Annotated in this window: 19 protein-coding genes and 2 tRNA genes; 9 read left to right on the forward strand and 12 right to left on the reverse strand. The window is 36.9% G+C overall.

The window, feature by feature from the left end:
* Positions 1 to 3 precede the first annotated feature (3 nt).
* Entirely contained in the window at positions 4 to 387 is a 384-nt protein-coding gene (locus DRF60_RS18890) for a DUF779 domain-containing protein (RefSeq protein WP_116014458.1), read from the forward strand.
* Between the two features lie 196 nt (positions 388 to 583).
* Here DRF60_RS18890 and DRF60_RS18895 read toward each other — a convergent pair whose 3' ends face one another.
* Positions 584 to 1,783, reverse strand: a complete 1,200-nt coding sequence (locus tag DRF60_RS18895; protein ID WP_116014460.1) for a dicarboxylate/amino acid:cation symporter — start codon at positions 1,781 to 1,783, stop codon at positions 584 to 586.
* Positions 1,784 to 1,875: 92 nt separating this feature from the next.
* On the opposite strand from DRF60_RS18895, the gene DRF60_RS18900 reads away from it, so the two are divergent.
* The 3 genes from DRF60_RS18900 to DRF60_RS18910 are packed head-to-tail and all read left to right on the forward strand — an operon-like array spanning position 1,876 to position 3,664.
* On the forward strand, positions 1,876 to 2,790 hold the full coding sequence (locus DRF60_RS18900) for a DnaJ C-terminal domain-containing protein (protein WP_116014463.1): 915 nt from the start codon (positions 1,876 to 1,878) through the stop codon (positions 2,788 to 2,790).
* Between the two features lie 3 nt (positions 2,791 to 2,793).
* Complete coding sequence (locus tag DRF60_RS18905) at positions 2,794 to 3,096, forward strand: chaperone modulator CbpM (RefSeq protein ID WP_116014465.1); 303 nt, start codon at positions 2,794 to 2,796, stop codon at positions 3,094 to 3,096.
* A gap of 43 nt (positions 3,097 to 3,139) precedes the next feature.
* A complete protein-coding gene (locus tag DRF60_RS18910) occupies positions 3,140 to 3,664 on the forward strand; it encodes a hypothetical protein (protein WP_116014468.1) in 525 nt (174 codons plus the stop codon).
* 70 nt (positions 3,665 to 3,734) lie between these two features.
* Here DRF60_RS18910 and DRF60_RS18915 read toward each other — a convergent pair whose 3' ends face one another.
* Both DRF60_RS18915 and DRF60_RS18920 read right to left on the reverse strand, forming a co-directional pair.
* Positions 3,735 to 4,718 (reverse strand): PLP-dependent cysteine synthase family protein, encoded by a 984-nt coding sequence (locus DRF60_RS18915; RefSeq protein ID WP_116014470.1) that lies wholly within the window; start codon positions 4,716 to 4,718, stop codon positions 3,735 to 3,737.
* 295 nt (positions 4,719 to 5,013) lie between these two features.
* Positions 5,014 to 6,243 (reverse strand): ABC transporter permease, encoded by a 1,230-nt coding sequence (locus DRF60_RS18920; RefSeq protein WP_116014472.1) that lies wholly within the window; start codon positions 6,241 to 6,243, stop codon positions 5,014 to 5,016.
* Positions 6,244 to 6,247: 4 nt separating this feature from the next.
* On the opposite strand from DRF60_RS18920, the gene DRF60_RS18925 reads away from it, so the two are divergent.
* A complete protein-coding gene (locus tag DRF60_RS18925) occupies positions 6,248 to 7,444 on the forward strand; it encodes an exo-beta-N-acetylmuramidase NamZ family protein (RefSeq protein ID WP_116014515.1) in 1,197 nt (398 codons plus the stop codon).
* 102 nt (positions 7,445 to 7,546) lie between these two features.
* Here the strand turns inward: DRF60_RS18925 and DRF60_RS18930 are convergent, their stop codons facing one another.
* From DRF60_RS18930 to DRF60_RS18950, 5 genes are all read right to left on the reverse strand, one after another.
* The gene (locus tag DRF60_RS18930; protein WP_116014475.1) at positions 7,547 to 7,753 is read right to left on the reverse strand and encodes a hypothetical protein; all 207 of its coding nucleotides are present in this window, start codon (positions 7,751 to 7,753) and stop codon (positions 7,547 to 7,549) included.
* Between the two features lie 4 nt (positions 7,754 to 7,757).
* Positions 7,758 to 8,381, reverse strand: a complete 624-nt coding sequence (locus tag DRF60_RS18935) for a DUF3575 domain-containing protein (RefSeq protein WP_116014477.1) — start codon at positions 8,379 to 8,381, stop codon at positions 7,758 to 7,760.
* Positions 8,382 to 9,557 (reverse strand): thioredoxin family protein, encoded by a 1,176-nt coding sequence (locus DRF60_RS18940; protein ID WP_116014480.1) that lies wholly within the window; start codon positions 9,555 to 9,557, stop codon positions 8,382 to 8,384.
* A gap of 195 nt (positions 9,558 to 9,752) precedes the next feature.
* Positions 9,753 to 9,825: transfer RNA gene (locus DRF60_RS18945), tRNA-Phe, on the reverse strand.
* Positions 9,826 to 9,965: 140 nt separating this feature from the next.
* Positions 9,966 to 10,328 carry a winged helix-turn-helix transcriptional regulator gene (locus DRF60_RS18950; RefSeq protein WP_116014482.1) on the reverse strand — a complete coding sequence of 121 codons (363 nt, stop codon included), beginning with the start codon at positions 10,326 to 10,328 and terminating at the stop codon, positions 9,966 to 9,968.
* Between the two features lie 140 nt (positions 10,329 to 10,468).
* Between DRF60_RS18950 and DRF60_RS18955 the strand changes: the two genes are divergently transcribed.
* A complete protein-coding gene (locus DRF60_RS18955; RefSeq protein ID WP_116014485.1) occupies positions 10,469 to 11,410 on the forward strand; it encodes an alpha/beta hydrolase in 942 nt (313 codons plus the stop codon).
* 24 nt (positions 11,411 to 11,434) lie between these two features.
* Positions 11,435 to 12,001 carry a cysteine hydrolase family protein gene (locus DRF60_RS18960; protein WP_116014517.1) on the forward strand — a complete coding sequence of 189 codons (567 nt, stop codon included), beginning with the start codon at positions 11,435 to 11,437 and terminating at the stop codon, positions 11,999 to 12,001.
* A 184-nt stretch (positions 12,002 to 12,185) separates the two neighbouring features.
* Here DRF60_RS18960 and DRF60_RS18965 read toward each other — a convergent pair.
* From DRF60_RS18965 to DRF60_RS18975, 3 genes are all read right to left on the reverse strand, one after another.
* Positions 12,186 to 12,258, reverse strand: a tRNA-Phe gene (locus tag DRF60_RS18965).
* A 108-nt stretch (positions 12,259 to 12,366) separates the two neighbouring features.
* Positions 12,367 to 14,208 (reverse strand): lysophospholipid acyltransferase family protein, encoded by a 1,842-nt coding sequence (locus DRF60_RS18970; RefSeq protein WP_116014487.1) that lies wholly within the window; start codon positions 14,206 to 14,208, stop codon positions 12,367 to 12,369.
* 22 nt (positions 14,209 to 14,230) lie between these two features.
* Positions 14,231 to 15,469 (reverse strand): aspartate kinase, encoded by a 1,239-nt coding sequence (locus DRF60_RS18975; RefSeq protein ID WP_116014490.1) that lies wholly within the window; start codon positions 15,467 to 15,469, stop codon positions 14,231 to 14,233.
* A 336-nt stretch (positions 15,470 to 15,805) separates the two neighbouring features.
* Here DRF60_RS18975 and fbp point away from each other — a divergent pair, with 336 nt between their 5' ends.
* Both fbp and DRF60_RS18985 read left to right on the forward strand, forming a co-directional pair.
* On the forward strand, positions 15,806 to 16,822 hold the full coding sequence (gene fbp / locus DRF60_RS18980; protein ID WP_040998657.1) for a class 1 fructose-bisphosphatase: 1,017 nt from the start codon (positions 15,806 to 15,808) through the stop codon (positions 16,820 to 16,822).
* Entirely contained in the window at positions 16,822 to 17,838 is a 1,017-nt protein-coding gene (locus DRF60_RS18985; protein WP_116014492.1) for an o-succinylbenzoate synthase, read from the forward strand. The genes fbp and DRF60_RS18985 overlap by 1 nt, the downstream gene beginning before the upstream one ends.
* Before the next feature lie 405 nt (positions 17,839 to 18,243).
* On the opposite strand, the gene DRF60_RS18990 is transcribed toward DRF60_RS18985, so the two are convergent.
* Positions 18,244 to 19,374, reverse strand: coding sequence for an alpha/beta hydrolase (locus DRF60_RS18990; protein ID WP_123902705.1), 1,131 nt, complete (start codon positions 19,372 to 19,374; stop codon positions 18,244 to 18,246).
* Positions 19,375 to 19,386: the final 12 nt, after the last annotated feature.

A 19,386-nucleotide genomic window follows, 5' to 3' on the forward strand; every position in this document is an offset into this window, starting at 1 on the left:
AAAATGGAAACCACAATATCCCGATTATCAGCAACCGAAAAAGCACTTGATATTATTTATCAGCTGGAAAATAAATATGGCGAACTCATGTTTTATCAAGCCGGGGGATGCTGTGAAGGTACCCAGCCGCAATGTTTTGAAAAAGGCGGTTTTTTTCCAAGAATGAATGATGCTATGATAGGAACGATCAACGGACATGAATTCTGGATAGACCGTGACCTGTTTGAATACTGGAAATATTCCCACTTTACTTTGGATGTTACTGATGGATTTGGGCCGGGTGGTTTTTCTCTGGAAACTCCTTTAGGTAAAACATTTAAGGTTCATTACAGACTCTTCACCAAAGAAGAATATGAACACTTGGAACCCGTAAAACGCAGCGAATAAAATATTGAACAAACGGTTGTAGAAAACATATCAGATCGACTTAATCAATGAGAAAAACGATTATATTTTAAACTCTCGCAGATTGAGCAGATTATGCAGATTTGTGAGTATAGATTTAAATCAATCGTAGGATATGTATTGTATTCCGCTCTTTATTATTTCTCTTTGTTCTTTGTTCTTTTCTCTCTTTATCACATCACACCTTCACAAACCGGTTCACAAACATAGCCGCCACAACATCTCCCACAGCATTCAGAACTGTTGCCAATGGATCTACCAGTGTTCCAATAATAATGACTGCCGGAATAGCCTCCTGTGGTAATTGATACACCGAAATCATTAGCATTTCACCAATATATCCACCGTTCGGAATTCCACCCGCTACAATACTTACAAAAACCGTAATTCCTAAAGCCAGCAATAAATTTGCCGGCTCAAAAAAATCTTTTCCAATGATCAGAAAGGCAACATATATCTTGATGATGGATGACATGGAAGATCCGTTCTTATGCAATGTGGTTCCAATTGGGATAACCAGGCTGGCAATAGAATTTGGAATACCAATCTTGGATGCGGCCAGAAGATTTGCCGGCATGGTAGCGAAGCTGCTGCAGGTACTTAAAGCGGTTAAAGTAGGGTAGGCAGCATTCGTCCAGAAACCTTTGATGCCCTTTTGTCCGTTTGCCATAAAAGCATAAAGAGAAAAAAAGACAAAGAAATAAACTATTCCTGCAATATAATAAAGCCCTAAAGGTTTAGCATAAAATCCAAAAAGCTGAGGCCCCAGAGTGGCTACCTGATAAGCGAAATAAGCCCCAAGTCCAATAGGTGCCAGTTTCATGATCAGTAAGAGTAATTCTTTCATCACCTCATATCCAGAAGCGATAAAAACTCTGAACGGCTGCCCTTTTTCTCCGGCCTTACGGGCTGCAAATCCGGTCATGAAAGCAAAAATAAGAAGAGCCAGCATATTTTGTCTTGAAAAAAGCTGGGTAAATTCTCCAACAGTAAAAAAGCTTACAATCCTGTTACCCCAACTGTCCCCACTAACGGTTTCGGAAATGAGTTCAGAGCTGCCGGAAACACCGGAAACCGGAAATACATAGACTATGCAGATCGTAAAAATGGCTGCTGTTAAAATAAAGAAAAGAAAAGTAAAGGACATCACTAAAATGATCCTTCCGAATTTAGACTGCTGTTCCAGTGAAGCTATAGAATTGGAAACGGCAAAAAATACCAAGGGTACTACACTTACAAAAAGGAGGTTCAGAAAGATATCCCCCAATGGCTTAATGTATTCCACTGCGCCTGGAGCAGTAATGCCTATAATGCTTCCTGCAACAATTCCTAAGAGCAACAATATAATTCCTGAGTAGTTTTTCAGTACCTCTTTCATTCAACGCTTTTTATCAAAGATAGGTTTATTTTAACATTCTCTTAAACAATTTTCAGGTGTAAATTTCATAAATTTGAGTAAATATCGTTTCTATGGCTTATATAGATTACTATAAAATTTTAGGCGTAGATAAAAGCGCAACACAGGATGACATCAAAAAAGCTTACCGTAAACTGGCGAGAAAACTTCATCCTGATCTCAATCCCGGCGACAAAGAAGCCGAGAAAAAATTCAAAGAACTCAATGAAGCTAATGAAGTCCTCAGTAACCCTGAAAACCGTACTAAATATGATAAGTATGGTGAAAACTGGAAACACGGTGAAGAATATGAAAAAGCCCAACAACAGCAACGGCAGTATCAGCAGCAAAGCTATGGAGGTGGCGGATTTTCCGGGGCTGATTTCGGTGAGGATGAAGATTTTTCAGATTTTTTCCAAAGTATGTTTGGCGGTGCAGGTGGAGGTTTCGGAAGAAGTTCACGGGGAAGCTCCTCAGGAAAATTCAAGGGACAGGATGTTCACGCTGAATTAAATTTAAATTTAAAAGACGCTGCCCAGACTCATCCGCAAACTTTTGACATCAACGGTAAAAAAGTAAGAATTACAATTCCGGCCGGAGTATACGATGGACAGCAGATCAAGCTGAAAGGCCATGGAAGCCCGGGTTTTAATGGCGGTCCAAACGGAGACCTGTATATTACCTTCAATATCCCCGTAGATCCTAATTTTGAAAGAATAGGAGACGATCTGAAAACCAAGGTTTCGATAGATCTCTATACTGCTATTTTAGGAGGTGATGTAAAAGTAAATACACTCAACGGAAGTGTTAACCTTAAAGTGAAGCCGGAAACACAGAACGGAACAACAGTGAGGTTGAAAGGAAAAGGTTTTCCGGTGTATAAAAAAGAAGGGCAGGCCGGAGATCTTTTTGTGACGTATGAGGTGAAGCTGCCGACCCATCTGACAGACAAGCAGAAAGAACTTTTTGAACAACTTAAAAATTCCTAAGCCATGAGTGAAAGAATATCGCGGGAAGAACTCGTAAAAATATACAATATAGAGATCACTTTTTTTGATGAATTGGTGGATGTAGGTTTGCTGCATGTAGAAACAGAGAATGAAGTCCGATACCTACTCTATGAAGATCTACCTGTTTTTGAGAAGTTTACCAACTGGCATTATGATCTGGAAATTAATCTTCCCGGTCTGGAAGTTATTCATGATATGCTTCGGAAAATGGAAGATTTGAAGAGAAAAAATCGTGATTTACTGAATAAACTTTCTGCAATAAGTGACCAATATGAAGATATTTGATTTAGTTTTGTAATCTTTAAAAACAATTAAATATTTCTGAGAAATGAATGGAGAAAAAGTCATTAAATTAAATGTAAACAGAAAGGATTTCGAGGAGATTTATTTCAGCGGTAACCAAGGAAGTTTGTTCTTTTCACAGACTACCAAAGGAAAAACCGTTACTACGGCAGTTGTAGGATTAATTCTGTTGATTCTGTTTTGTTTTAAAGATGATTTAAGCAAAGAAAAGTTTGGGATTCTGTATTTCGTGAGCTTTTTGTTTCTGCTTTGTACGGTTTATCTTTCTTTAAGCATCAACAAGGTTTCCCGGTGGAAAAAAGATGTTAACAGATATCTAAAGTCTCTCGAAGATTCTGAAATCTATGAGATCCGCTTTAATGATGATATATTTAATGTTAATCTTAATCATCAGGAAGAACTCAGCAAATGGGAAGATTTCAAAGTATATGATATCAATGATTCATTTATTACCCTAGAAGGAAAATATAATTATATGTTTCCTGAAAAATCAATGAGTAAAGGAGATTACAACCTCTTAAAACAGGCTATAAAGAAAAACATCAAATAAATAAAAAATCAGAGCATTTGCTCTGATTTTTTATTTATGTAAAAGGTAAATTTACCTTCTTCGTTTTTGATTAGTCCAGCCAGCCCATTTCCTTCATCCACTCGTCATTGTAGACTTTTCCTACATATCTTGAACCGTGGTCATGAAGAAGAACTACAATCACATCATCTTTCGTGAACTGATCTTTCATCTGGATCAGAGAAGCAATCGCACTTCCTGCAGAATATCCGCAGAAAATTCCCTCTTCCTTAGCCAGCTTTCTGGCGTAGATGGCACCGTCCTTATCTGTTACTTTTTCAAAATGATCAATAACAGACATATCATAATTCTCAGGAATAATATCTTCCCCAATTCCTTCCGTGATATAGGTATAAGCATGATCGTAATGAAGCTCACCGGTCTCGTGGAATTCTTTCAGAATAGAACCGTACGTGTCAACACCAATTACCTTAATTTTCGGATTTTTCTCCTTGAAGAATGTTCCACAACCTGTAACGGTACCTCCTGTTCCGGCACCAGCTACAAAATGAGTAAGCTTTCCATCCGTCTGTTCCCAGATTTCAGGAGCTGTAGATTCATAATGAGCCGCTCTGTTCGATAAGTTGTCATATTGGTTCACATACCATCCGTTTTCTGTTTCCTTAGCCAGTCTTTTGGAAACTGAATAATATGAACGCGGATCAGTAGGCTTCACATCAGTAGGACATACGATAACTTCTGCTCCTACAGCACGAAGGATATCACACTTCTCTTTTGACTGTTTGGAATTGGTTACAAAAATGCATTTATAACCTTTGATGATGGCCGCAAGAGCCAGCCCCATTCCTGTATTTCCGGAAGTTCCTTCAATGATGGTTCCTCCAGGTTTTAATCTGCCGTCTTTTTCGGCATCTTCTATCATTTTAAGGGCCATTCTGTCCTTTACAGAATTTCCAGGATTGAATGTCTCTACTTTTGCTAAAACCAGAGCAGGAAAGTCTTCCCCCAATACTTTATTAAGTTTCACAAGAGGGGTGTTTCCTATCGTTTCAAGAATATTTTTTGCGTATTTCATAAATGTTTTATAAGCGGTGCAAAGATAAGGCTTTAAAAATTAGCTGCGTAATTTAAAGATTAATTTATAAAGGTGAAAAATGAAAGGGCAATTGTGAATTTTTTAATGCCAACATTTTTTAAGTGAATTGTGAATTGTCAATAGTGAATTTTTTACATACAGTCGTTATCGGAGCTGGTTGTTGTAGTTTCGAAGGTATTTGTTAATGAATTACGAATTTTTTGACCTACATTGAATTAAGTCTATTCACCATTCACTTTAACTCTTCATTCTTCACTTTTCATTCTTCTTTCCACTAGTTATACTTAATCGCTTTCACCGGAGATATCTTGCTGATCAGGTAACTCGGAACGATCAGAGCCAGCCCGGAAATAAGCAGAATCCCTAAGGAAATAGAAATAATGGCAACAGGGTTGAGATCTACCGGAACTGTACTTACATAATAGTTCTCAGGATTAAGCTTAATGATACCGAAGAATTTCTGAATCAGAATCAGGCCCAGACCTATCGCATTACCATAAAGAAGTCCCGGGATCATGATGATCAGTGTATAATTAATGAAAGTAGCTCTTATCTGTGAGTTGCTCGCTCCCAGTGTTTTTAAAAGCCCGATAGAATTGGTTCTTTCAATGATCAGAATTAAAAGGACCATAATGATATTGATGACAACGACAATCAGCATAATGATGATGATCAGGGCAATATTGGTATCGAAAATACTGATCCAGTCATTGATCTGCGGAAATTTTTCCGTTGCTTTCTCAGCATAGTTTTTATAGCCGATCAGTTTTTCAATTTCCGGAAAATCTTTGTCGATATCATTTACATTTTTAAAAAAAATATCAAGACCACCTATTTCATCAGGCTTCATTTCCTGAATTTTTCTTACATGATTGATTCCCCCGATGACGAACTGCTCGTCAATCATTTTAATATCAGTTTTATAAATTCCTATCACCCTGAATTTACGGTAGATTGGTTTCTGGTCCGCTTTTGAAAATACAGTAACGATACTGTCTTTAACCTTCAGGTGGAGATCATTGGCAATTTTCTGTGAAATAGTCACATCATTGTTAAAGCCATTCTCTGTTACTTTAGGAGTAGTCCCGGCAACCAGAAATTTTTTGAATTTCAGACTGTCAAAGTCTTTTCCGATCCCTTTAAATATAATGCCTGAAAAATTGTGCTGATTACGCATAATTCCCGTTACCGTTGCATACTTCTGAACACTTTCTACATCCGGAAGGTTTTTAATTTTAAGAATATTAAGTCCCTGATTGTCAAGAACAGATGTGTTGTAAGAAGAATTGGATCTTGTAGACCGGACCGTAATGTGCCCGCTGAAATCTGCCAGTCTCTCTTTGATGGCTTTCTTTGAACCGAAGCCCGTAGATACGGTAATCAAAGAAACAATAATCCCCAAAGCTACAGAAAGTCTGCCGATGAAGATGATAACTCTTGAAAGGTTATTTTTGTTATCTTTGGAAAACGCTATTTTTCTAGAGAAATATAAAGGAAATTTCAAGCTTATGAATTTAGATTTCAAAATTAAAAATTTACTTCTTATTTGCCTAATTTTTTTAGGAGTATTCAATCAATATTATTCTCAGACTCAGGATCAGCCGGATTTCAAAACCGGCGCAGATCAGTTTCAGCTTTATCTGCCGCTGCTTAAGAATAAAACAATAGGAGTGGTGACTAACCAAACCGGCTTGATGAGTGATAAAAGCCATGTGGTAGATTTTTTGGTGAAAAATAATATTAAGATCCAAGCGATATTCGCTCCCGAACATGGCTTCAGAGGAGACGCGGATGCAGGAGAGAAAGTGAAAAATGGGGTAGATACCAAAACAGGAATCCCGATTATTTCTTTATACGGAAATAACAAAAAGCCAAAACCTGAACAGTTAAAAGGTATTGATATTGTTATTTTTGATATCCAGGATGTTGGTGTCAGGTTCTATACCTATATTTCAACTTTAGCCTATCTGATGGAAGCCGGGGCAGAAAATAATGTAGAAATAATGGTGCTGGACCGCCCAAATCCACATGACGGATATACTGACGGCCCTGTTTTAAAGAAAAAATGGTCAAGTTTCGTAGGAATGCATGAAGTTCCTGTAGTCTACGGATTAACGATAGGAGAGTATGGAAAAATGGTGAATGGCGAAAAGTGGCTGAAAAATGGAGTTCAGGCAAAATATACCCTGATCCCTATGAAAAATTATCACAAAAATAAACGTTACCCGATTTTAGATAAGCCTTCCCCGAATCTACCTAATGATAAATCTATCAATCTATATCCAAGTCTATGTTTTTTTGAAGGTACTCAGGTTTCTGTGGGAAGAGGGACAAGTCTTCCATTCCAGATTTATGGTTCTCCATGGACGCAGGGATTTCCTTATCAGTTTACGCCAAAACCTAATTTTGGAGCAAAAGATCCTTTCCTGAACGGAAAGCTTTGTTATGGTGAAGATCTTTCTGCTTATCCGAAAGATCTTAGAGAACTCAATCTTGAATGGCTGATTGAATCTTATAAAAACTATAAAAATACTAAACAGAGCTTCTTCCTGGAGAATTTGTTCTTTGATAAGCTGGCCGGAACGGATGAATTCAGAAAACAGATCATAGCCGGAAAATCAATTCAGGAAATCAAAGCTTCATGGAAAAGTGACCTGGAAAAGTTCGAAAAGATCCGTACTAAGTATGTTGTTTACAAGGATTAGTTGAACGTCAATTGTGAATTTGGCTTCACCAGTCAATTGTGAATCTTTGTATGCTAAAGATTCACAAGCGAAGTAAATTCACCATTGCCTGTTCACTTTTTATCAATCAAAATTCTGTGGAGGCTTATTATTGTTCTTACCTTTATTAAGAATGAAAAGCCCGAGCGATAAACCTATTACCCCTGCAAAAGCTGTCATTAATGCCCTTTCCATTTTGTCGGGCAGGTCATTTCCGAGATAATTCATTAAAAAAAGGATCACAAAAGTGATTACTGAAATAATGATATGATTTTTTCCGAAAAGTTTCATGCGTTTATTTTAATTTATAAGAAATCATAACACCTCCTCTGTAAGGAAGAATTTCTCCGCTTTTATTATATTTCTGGGCCAATTCATACCGCTTGCCGGTAGTACGGTCATATCCCTTGTAGAAATCTGTAGATGAGCCAAGAGTTGCGTATACATCAATATTCCATCTGTCAGATACTTTAAATTGATATCCTCCGGTAACGCCAACTAAAAATGAAAATCCTTTTTGATATAGATTAGATTTAACAAATACTTCATTTCGGTCATTGGTATAGGCAACATCCTTCCAGTAATTCCATTTTTGAAGTACAAATGAAGATACTCCAACATTAGCTCCAACGTACCAATGGCTGAATGCCTCATTGAAATAATATCTTCCCTCCAGAGAAAGGGAATAATACTGAAATTCATGTCCTGCAAAAGACTTCCATGGAGATACCAGAACGTCGCCCTGCATCGTGATCTTCGAGGTTATTTGCTTTTCAAGACCGATATTGATAAGCCCAACTGGAGCCAGAAGTGCATTTCCTTTGATATATAGACTTTTTTCCTGTTCTTGTTCCTGGGCTGTCAGCATTACTGCAGACAGAAGTGTGATAGATGTGGTGAGAAATTTGTGTTTTAGCATTTATTTTATTTGTTTCAATAATTCTTCTGCGAGTTTGGAGTCTTTGCTGGTCTGAACGGCCATATTTTTAGACATTTCTGCGTAGCTTTTGGCCATTTCCTTATTTCCGGTAAGGAAATAAAGCTTGGCAAGAATGTAAGTGTTTTCAGGTGTTTCGCCACGCATTACAGATTTTTCTGCCCATTCTGAGGCTTTCTTTAGTGATGCTGGATTTTTGATGTGATCACTGAATACCCATGCTGCTCTCAACAGTTCATTAGGCTCAAATGCATCGGAGTTTTTATAATATTCCAAAGCTGCTTTCTCGAATTCGGGGAAATTGGCATTCTGCTCATAATAGCTGAGTTTCGTCTGATTCAGTTTGGATTGTGCGAGCTGTTTTCCTACTAACGGTTCAGCCGTTTTCATGAAATAATCGTCGTTGATCCTTTTATTTTTATCATCAATAGACTGCTCAACTATTTTTGAAAGCTTCAGCTGATTGTCAAATTCATTGTAAGTTTCTTCCGGCAGATATTTAATAATTTCAGCCTTTCTTGTTGTAAATGTGCTGTAGTTACTGTCTTCCGTCGATTTTACAAAAAATAACAGAAAGCCTATTTCCTCTTTAGAAATTTCTTCTGTTTTCTTTTTGTTTTCAAAATACCGTTCGGAAGCTTTTTTAGCGAAATCATAATCTGAGGAGGAGTTCAGTTTCATAATGTTGATCAGGAATTCCGGATCTTTCTCTCCATTGGCAAAACGTTCTTTTAAAGAGCCTTTTTTATTGCCTGCAGAATTAACATCCTGGGCCATGGACACAAACATGCTTTGTTCCATATAACCTGAATTCTGAGAAACCAGCTCACCTTCACCATTCAGGAAAAGATAAGTAGGATAGGAGCGTACTCCATACTTGGCAGCAATTTCCCTTCCTTCACCTTTTTCCATATCGAATCTTGCATTGACAAAATTGGTGTTGAAATAATCTCCTACAGGCTTCTGGGTAAATACATTTTTCTCCATCATTTTACATGGCCCGCACCAGGAAGCGTAAGCATCGATGAAAACAAGTTTCTTTTCTTTTTTTGCCTTTGCTATAATGTCTTTGAAAGGTAGTTCCTGGAACTGTATGGCTTCCTGAGCCAGTATAACAACAGAGCAGAAAACAAATACCCCGGAGATGATCTTCTTCATTTTCAAATTAGATTTGTAGGCGAAGATAGTTATTTTCCAAAAAATAGAGGATGAATTTGAGTTGGTATGCTCTATATTAACGAACTTTAAGACTGTTACGGGCCTTGATTAAAATGACAGATCATGAACACATAAAAAACAACCCCTCAAATTGTATAATTTGAGGGGTTTTGTTAGAAATTGTCTTATTTCTTGTGGTTTCTCCAGGAATCGAACCAGGGACACATGGATTTTCAATCCATTGCTCTACCAACTGAGCTAAGAAACCAATTTGTTTCGTTGTTTAACGTGGGTGCAAAAATAGAACTTTTTGCAATATTGTGCAAGTTTTTTATGGTTAATTTCAAAAATATGTGCAAAGATATCTTTTGTGATTTGTATTTGCTTAAAAATCAATACAGTCATTTTTTATAAGCCTTTCTTTATTTTCTTATGGTCTTCACCCCATATTTCCAGTTGATCTAAAACAGGGATCAACTGTCGCCCGATTTCCGTTAATTCATATTCTACTCTTGGAGGAACTTCTGCATAGACTTTTTTTAGAACCAGTCTTTCTTCTTCCATTTTTTTGAGCTGCATGGTCAGCATTCTTTCACTGATATTTGGGATGCTGTTCTTGAGTTCGGAAAATCTCCGTTTTCCTGTTTTAAGGCAGTAGCAGATTGAAAGAATCCACCGGCCGCTGATCAGGTTTACGGCATATATTTCAGAACAGCTAAGTTCCAGACCTTTTTTATTTTCATGATTGGTTGATGATTCTTTAATGCTCATACTTACTTTTTTGTTCGTTCCGCACAATTCATTGAGTGTTTGGAGACCCGATATTCATCATATAAATTTACAAAAATAAAGAGATTGACAGTTGGCCAAAACTTAAAATTCGTTCATCCAAAAACGCATTACATAATACAATGGATTTCAATAGAATTGATAAAGACCTGAAGAAAAGTATAGATAGTTTTCCATTTTCATTGGAAATCAATCAAACTGAATTTCTTAATAATCCGGAAATTATTCAGAAAGAAAAAGAAGCATTTGCAAGGAATAATCCACTTAATAGACCGGATAAAATCAATGTTAAGGATGTTTTCATAAAAAGTTCCTTGGATGGCCATCCAATAAGACTTCATATTTATCAGTCTGAAGAATTTGATAAAAACAGAACCATCATCTATTTTCACGGAGGAGGATATGTCTTTGGCCTTCCGGAACAGGTAGATAACCAAATGTTTGAAATAGCAGAGCGTCTTAATGCTACAATAATTTCGGTTGATTACAGGCTGTCTCCGCAATATAAATTCCCTGTTCCGGTACTGGACGGATTTAACTCGCTGCAGTGGATCATTGAACATGGTGCAGAACAGCTTGAAATTGACCCGGATCATGTTGTTGTTTTTGGGGCAAGTGCCGGCGGGCATCTGGCTGCGGCTGTTACCCAGATGGCTAATGATAAAGGAATAAAAAATATAAAACACCAGTTTTTATTATATCCGGTAATTCACAATAAGCTTAATACCTTTTCCATGAATGAATTTACAGATGCTCCTTTATGGAATAAAAAATATGCAGAAACCGCCTGGCTTCATTTTTTGGGAAATGATAATAAGGATAAAAGCATAAAGTATGCAGATCTTACGAACTACAATGCTTTTCGTGATCTTCCAAGAACAACAATAGTAGCCTGTGAGCTGGATCCTTTAAGGGATGAAAATATAGAATTTTCACAACTTTTATATAGAGCAGGAGTCAAAACCGAGCTGTGGGTGATACCGGGAGCACTGCACGTATTTGATCTGTTTGATTCTCCTTTAAACGACAGATATAAGGAATTCCTTTACAGCCGTATATTTTAATCATATTAAGAATAATATAAAATGATAAAGTTAAGAGATAAAAGACCAGCTCTGATGCTGATTGATATTCAAACAGGATTTTTGGATGAAGAGTATTGGGGCGGCAATAGAAATAATAAAGATGCAGAAAAGATCAGTGGAATATTGCTGGAAAAATGGAGAGACCTGGGACTTCCCATTTTTCATATCAGACATAGTTCTGATAATCCGGAGTCTAAATTGCATAAATCAGATCCTGGTTTTCAGTTCAATGATCATGTTATGCCTCAAAATACTGAACCTGTTATTACAAAAAATGTAAACAGTGCCTTCATCGGAACAGATTTAAAAGAAAGACTGGACGAACAGAATATTGATACTTTAGTAATTATAGGAATAACTACGAATCACTGTGTTTCAACAACGACAAGGATGGCAGGGAACTTTGGGTATGAAACGTATGTGATTTCAGATGCAACAGCAGCATTCGACAGGGTAGGGATAAATGGCGAAAAATATAATGCTGAACTGATTCATATGACAGCCCTTGCCAATTTACATGATGAATTTGCCACCGTCTGGGATTCAAGGAAATTATTAAAAGAATTATAGAGGCTTCAATTGATAACTTGGCTCGTTCTGAATAGAAGTTTGTGAAAATGAAATTAGCTGTATGACCGGAAAATTTCAAATATGTTATCAATGAAGTATATTAGCACGTATTTGTGTTTAAATATTGATTGAAAGTGTACCGAATAAAAACAAAAAAACCTCTAATAAATTAGAGGTTTTCAAGTGGTTTCTCCAGGAATCGAACCAGGGACACATGGATTTTCAATCCATTGCTCTACCAACTGAGCTAAGAAACCATTTATATTTTTGTTGACTTACTTCGTTGTTTTAAAGTGATGCAAAAGTAGTAAGTTTTTCTATATGAAGCAAGTATTAACCGTACTTTTTTTTAATAAAAATAAAACCTACTGATTTTCAGCCGAATTATTTTCCTGCTCTTTTCTTATATGGTCGCTCATCTCCTCCAATACAGGCTTTATCGTACTTTCCGGAAGATCACTGATCCGGATATACATCAATCCGTCGATAGCATCATTGAAGTTCGGATCTACATTAAAAGCAATCACTTTTGCATTCTGTTTGATGTATTTTTTGATCAGAACAGGTAACCTTAATTCAGGTTCAAGATCATCAATGATCTTGTCAAGCTTATTAAGATCAGATTCCATTTCCTCAAAGAAAATATTTTTATCCCGGTCGCGAAGCTTTACCTTGTATTCATTTCTCGGCGTGATATACTGTGCAACTGCTGAATCAAAGTAGTTTGAGCGCATGAACTCAATCATCAGAGATTTGGAAAATTCAGAAAATTTATTGGAAATACTTACGCCACCCATCAAAAACTTATGATCGGAATTCCTTAAACATACATGAACAATTCCCCTCCATAAAAGGAAAAGTGGAAGTGGCTTCTGCTGGTATTCCTCACAGATATAAGCACGGCCCATTTCAATCACCTTTTTAAAGAATGGGTGGATGTCCTGTTCAAACTCAAATAAAGAACTTGTGTAGAACCCTTTGATTCCATATTTCTTCATAACCTCCTTCCCCAAAGCCATTCTATAGGCCCCGGCAAGCTTCTCCGCGCTGCTGTCCCAAAGGAAAAGATGATGATAATGCTTATCATATTCATCAAGGTCGAACGGTAGATTGCTTCCTTCACCCACAGCACGGAAAGTAAGCTCTCTTTGGCGGCCGATCTCTCTCATGACAGACGGTATTTCCTCATAAGTCGTGAAATAGATCTCGTAATTTCCGTTACTGAACAACATTTTTTCTGTCCCTTTCAGGCGGTTGATGTCTTTCAGGATATCTTCCGTGGGGGTTTCATCAATGATATTCTGGACGATATTTTCTTCTCTTAAGAGCGGAAATTTTAACGTTAAATTTTTAAGGTTGATGCTTTGGGCCAATGATTTTCTCTTTTCGTAGTAAGATTTCATCATATATACCTTACGCTTCAGGAATTCTCCCAGCTCTTCAATGGTTTCCATTTCATCCATTGCTTTTACCGTGATAGGCTTTCCTATCCTGATTCTGATAGGCTTTTCCCTGTCGTTCATCATTTCTGCAGGAAGCATAAGCGTCTGTAAACTTGGATGAAGCTTTGCAATCTGGTAAAACAGGCGGCTGTTTTTAGCGTGGAAATACAGAGGAACTACCGGTACTTTAGCCATTCTGATCAGCTTAAGAGCAGGCTTTTCCCAGTCTCTGTCAAGAATTTCTCCATAGAGATTATTCTTATTCGACACTTCTCCTGCCGGAAAGATACCCACGCAGCCTCCATTCTGAAGATGTTTCAACGTTTCACGCATTCCCGAAGTGCTGCTGTAAGCTTCCTTTCTGTTTTCGAAAGGATTTACAGAAATCACGTACGGTTCCATAGGTTTAATCTTTTCCAGAAGGAAATTCCCCATTACTTTAAAATCCGGACGCACTTCCGAAAGGATTTTACACATTAAAATTCCGTCAATAGCACCCAGAGGATGGTTCGAGACCAGAATAAACGGTCCGGTTTTCGGAACTTTTGCCAAATCTTCTTCAAAAGCGACATAGCTTAAGTTCCTTTCTCTTACAAATGAGTCGAAAAAATCTTTGCCTTCCTTATCCTTTAATTTGTCGTATAATCTATTAACTTCATTTATTTTGGCAATACTCATCACGGCCGATGCGACCGGGTTTTTAAGGAACCCAATTTTGCTTAAGCCGGAGGCAGTGATAAGATCGTTTTTCGAAATTAAACTCATATGTGTTTAGTCGCAGTTAAAATTATTGTGTTACCATTTGAACCGTATTTTTGGAAATCTGTTCCAATAATACACTTTTTCCCTGGTAAAATTTGTCAATATGATCCATCTTCGCATTTCTTACTGTGAATAAAGATACATTTTTAACTGCTTTGGTTTTAAATATTTTTTGAAGTTCATCATTAAGAACATCCACATGATTGAACTTGTCTTCCAGACATAAAGCCAATGAAATAGCAGAATTCTGCATAAGAGATACCTTGATCTTATATTTGGAAAGATATCCGAAGATAAGACTCATGTGGTCTTCCGCAATGAATGAGAAATCTCTCGTTGAGATCTTTAACAGAACCTGATTCTCTTTTAAGATATAAGATTCTTCATGTTGGTTTTTATCTGAAGCTCCAACTTTAGTTCCTCCTTTGGTAGGATCTACAAAAGATTTTACATAAAAAGGGATATTTTTTTGCTGCAGAGGCTGTAATGTTTTCGGGTGAATGACACTTGCTCCGTAATAAGCCATTTCAATGGCCTCTTCATAAGAAATATTAGAAAGAAGAGAAACATCGCTGAATTTCCTTGGATCCCCCGTCATTACTCCCGGAACATCTTTCCAGATCGTCATGGCATCAGCATTCAGGCAATACGCAAAAATAGCGGCAGAGTAGTCAGAACCTTCCCTTCCTAAAGTTACTGTAAAATTATTGTCGTCAGAACCGATGAATCCCTGCGTCACATAGCAGATATCCGTATTTAAAGTTGAAATAAATTCCTCTGTTTTTGCCCAGTCTACCGTACCTTCTCTGTAAGAACTGTCCGTTTTGATATAATCTCTGGCATCCAGCCATTGGTTGGTAAACTGAATTTCGTTCAGGTATTCACTCAGGATTTTTGTAGAGATCATTTCCCCGCAGCTTACGACCTGGTCATACACGAAGCTGTAATTAGGAGATTTGTTTCTTCTTAAAAAAGAATCGATATCATCAAAAAATATATTGATCTCAGCAAAAACTGCATGGTTTTCAGGAAACAGGCCTTCCGCAATCTCAATGTGTTTTCGTTTAATCTTTTCAATCTCAGTCTGATAGTTATCCTTCTTGAAATAAAGTTCTACAACCTTTTCCAATTCATTTGTCGTTTTGCCCATTGCTGAAATAACCAGCAGACATTTGGTAAATCCCTGGCTTTGTAAAACCATGGACACATTTTTTACGCTTTCAGCATCTTTTACAGATGCCCCACCAAACTTGAAAATTTTCATTAATTTGTTAAAAATAAAATTGTTAGATTAAAAATTACATGAGTTTTTTACGGACGTCAAAATTATAAATTTACAACGAGATATGAAAGTTTCTGGCGGTTGGATGAAATTAAGATTTAATTAAAATTTAATTAAAATTGATGCTTAAGGGATATTATCAGAATTTCCTTAATTTATTGTCATCAAATGGGGAGTAATGATACCGTGCTAATTTTAAGTATACATCATTGTTGATTCTGTATAATGTTGAAAAACAATCATTAAGGTCTTTTCTAATAAAAGCTTTCTTTCTCCGATAAATTTTCCGAAATTTGGGGAAAACGTAAAAAGAAAAATATGTCAAATCAACCATTACAGACTTTAGGAGAATTTCTTATAGATAAACAGGATGACTTTCAGTATTCTACAGGTGAATTTTCCCGTCTTCTGAGTGCTATAAGATTGGCTTCAAAAGTGGTAAACAGAGAAGTAAATAAAGCCGGAATCGTAGATATAACAGGAGCTGCCGGAAACCAGAATATTCAGGGCGAAGAACAGCAGAAACTTGATGTAATCGCCAATGAAATTTTTATTACGGCTTTGTCTCAGAGAGAGGTTGTTTGTGGTATTGCTTCGGAAGAAAATGATGATTTTATTGACATTAAATGTGGTGAAAACGGTCATTTAAGTAAATATGTTGTACTGATTGACCCTTTGGATGGATCTTCCAATATTGATGTGAATGTTTCCGTTGGAACTATTTTCTCTATTTACAGAAGGGTGACAGAACCAGGAACTCCCGTTCAGCTGGAAGATTTTCTTCAGAAAGGCATCAACCAGATCGCAGCAGGATATGTAATCTACGGTTCTTCTACCATGATTGTTTATACTACCGGAAACGGCGTAAACGGATTTACTCTGGATCCTTCATTAGGAACTTATTATCTTTCTCATCCTAATATGACATTTCCTACCAATGGAAAGATTTATTCCATCAACGAAGGAAACTATATCAAATTCCCTCAGGGTGTAAAAAACTATCTTAAATACTGTCAGATGGAAGAAGGAGACCGCCCTTACACTTCGAGATATATTGGTTCTCTGGTGGCAGATTTCCACAGAAATATGCTGAAAGGGGGAATTTATATTTACCCTTCCTATTCCCAGGCTCCGAACGGAAAACTAAGACTGCTGTACGAATGTAATCCTATGGCATTCCTTGCTGAACAAGCCGGAGGAAAAGCTACAGACGGATTCAGAAGAATTCTTGAAGTAGAGCCTACAGAGTTGCATCAGAGAATTCCGTTTTTCTGCGGAAGTATTCAGATGGTGGAAAAAGCGGAGGAATTCATGCGGATTGACAGTGTAAAATAATGAAGGCAAAATATTTCAGATATTTATTAGAATTCAAACGCCCGAGCGGAACATCTCGTGGCGTTTTGCATGAAAAAGAGACCTTTATTCTCGAGATTGAAGAAAACGGAAGAACAGGAACAGGGGAGTGTGCTGTATTCAGGGGATTGAGTTTTGATGACAGACCGGATTATGAAGAAAAACTCCAATGGCTTTGTGAGAATATTGACCAGGATTATCTGTGTTTAAAAGATGAGCTAAAAGAATTTCCATCTATATGGTTCGGATATGAGCAGGCAGTTTTGAATCTGAAGTACGGGGAGCATCTGTATTTCCCAAGTAAATTTACCGAAGGGAAATCTTCTATCGTGATCAATGGACTTATCTGGATGGGAGGTATTCAGTATATGGAAGAGCAGATTCGGGAAAAGCTTGAAAAAGGATTCCATTGTATCAAATTGAAGATTGGAGTTGACTGGGAATCTGAGCACAAAATCCTTCAGAAGTTAAGAGAAAAATTCTCAAAAGATGTGTTGGAACTTCGGGTAGATGCTAATGGCGGATTTAATAGGGAAGAAGCAGAGACTGTTCTGCAGCAGCTTGCAGATCTTCATGTTCATTCTATTGAACAGCCTATAAAAGCTGGAAACTGGAATGATATGGCATTTTTATGCACCCAAACTCTAACTCCCATTGCTTTGGATGAAGAGCTGATAGGAATTACAGATCCTGTTGAAAAGAGAAATCTTTTGGAAATCATTAAACCTCAGTACATTATTCTTAAACCTGCATTGGTTGGTGGGTTTGCCGGTTCAGATGAATGGATCTCACTTGCAGAGGAGCAGAAAATCGGCTGGTGGATCACTTCCGCGCTCGAAAGTAATATAGGCCTGAATGCCATCGCACAATATACATTTACAAAAAAAAATCCGATGCCCCAAGGTTTGGGAACCGGATCTTTATTTGTAAATAATTTTGAATCTAGTTTAGAACTAAACAACGAACTGCTCTGGTTCAAGACACGCAAAGAAAAATAATTAAATTCTATGGGCAGGGCTGTTTATGTGCTCAGAGATTGCTGTCTTTCTAGGACCCAGCTGCTATATTCATTGGGAATAAATATCTTTCATACTTAATTACGGATATTACAAATAACTTCTTTAAACTAATAAAGAAGATGTTGGATTTAGAAATAAGAATAAAATAATGTTAGGGTCGGATAACTTATTATAAAGATTAATACTCTTTTATTAAATCACGTCTTTTACAAAAATTGCTTTCTTAATATATCTCACTATGTAAGAAAACTTGTTTTTAATTCTTTTCATGATAAAATATTTTATTTCTCTTTGTAATGATAATTTACAATCTTTGTGCCAATGTAGGTATTGAAATAAAGTTTAACATACAGTTCACTTTTTAGTGTTTTTTTTAATTAATCATTAAGAAATAATTGTGAAAATATTTTCGTTATTTTTTAATCGCCCTGTGATTAAATTTCTGTCAATTCCATGTAAATTCTGAAAAATATCTTTTTGAACCATTGAGCTGGAAAGATATCCCCAATGGTTTCCTATTTCATATTTAAAACTGTTCAGGATATCATCCTCTACAAAAGTACAGTCGATGATAGAAACGATATCTTTCAGTTTTTCAATATCGCTGGGGCCGTTCTTACCTAATCTGGGGGTCAGAATATTTTTAGTAAATTGTGAAATCCCCAATATCGTGTCTTTTCTGTTGAGATAAATAGAAATACGGTTGGCCAGCAGCGGAAGCTTATTATATGAATCTTCAGAGTCTTCGAAGACTTTATAGGATACATCAGCATTTAAAAGCAAAACCTGATCGATAACGCGGAGGATATTTTCTTTTTTAAGGCTGTACAGCATACTTTGAAGTACCCTGTTTCCAAGAGAATGGGCGATCAGATGTATTCGTTGATTGCAGGGAGCGAGGTCGCGGGTTGAAAAAATGTCTTTTAAAAATTGGGTGTAAAAATAGAACAGCCGCATCAGCGATGATCCTGAATTAATACTTGATGCCTTGTCATCAAAATAAGTCAGAGGAATAATACTGCTTGAAGCTGGCCAGCTCACAAAAAGAATATGCTCTACAGGGGATGCCGGATTATCGATAAACAGGTTTTTAAGATCAATAATTGCTTTTAATTCATCATCAAAATCGTAGGCATACCCATGAATAAAAATCAACACATCGCTTCTTTCTTTTGTAGAAGACATATTCTTATATAATTCATAGAACATCCTTTGGGTTCCTCCGAGATTATTGGCTGCCAGTGGAGATTTTTTAATGCCTTTTTCGCTCCGTAAAACTTCCAGGACATCTTCATATCCCTGCTTTTCTGGCTCCGAAAATAATTTGTAATTTAAGATATTGCGGTTGGTATAATCTTTCTTCTTTTTGGCTGCTGCAGTAGGCTCTTTGTAGGTGCCAAAATCACATTTTGCGATCCTGAAATTGGGAATAGAGTATTCATCATTTGAAAATGAATCTGCTTTTTCGCCTTTGTGACGGACGATTTTACGATTGCTTAGGATATAAACAGCCATAGTCAGTAAATA

Origin of the sequence: Chryseobacterium elymi, assembly GCF_003385495.1 — a bacterium.
Taxonomy (GTDB): domain Bacteria; phylum Bacteroidota; class Bacteroidia; order Flavobacteriales; family Weeksellaceae; genus Chryseobacterium; species Chryseobacterium elymi.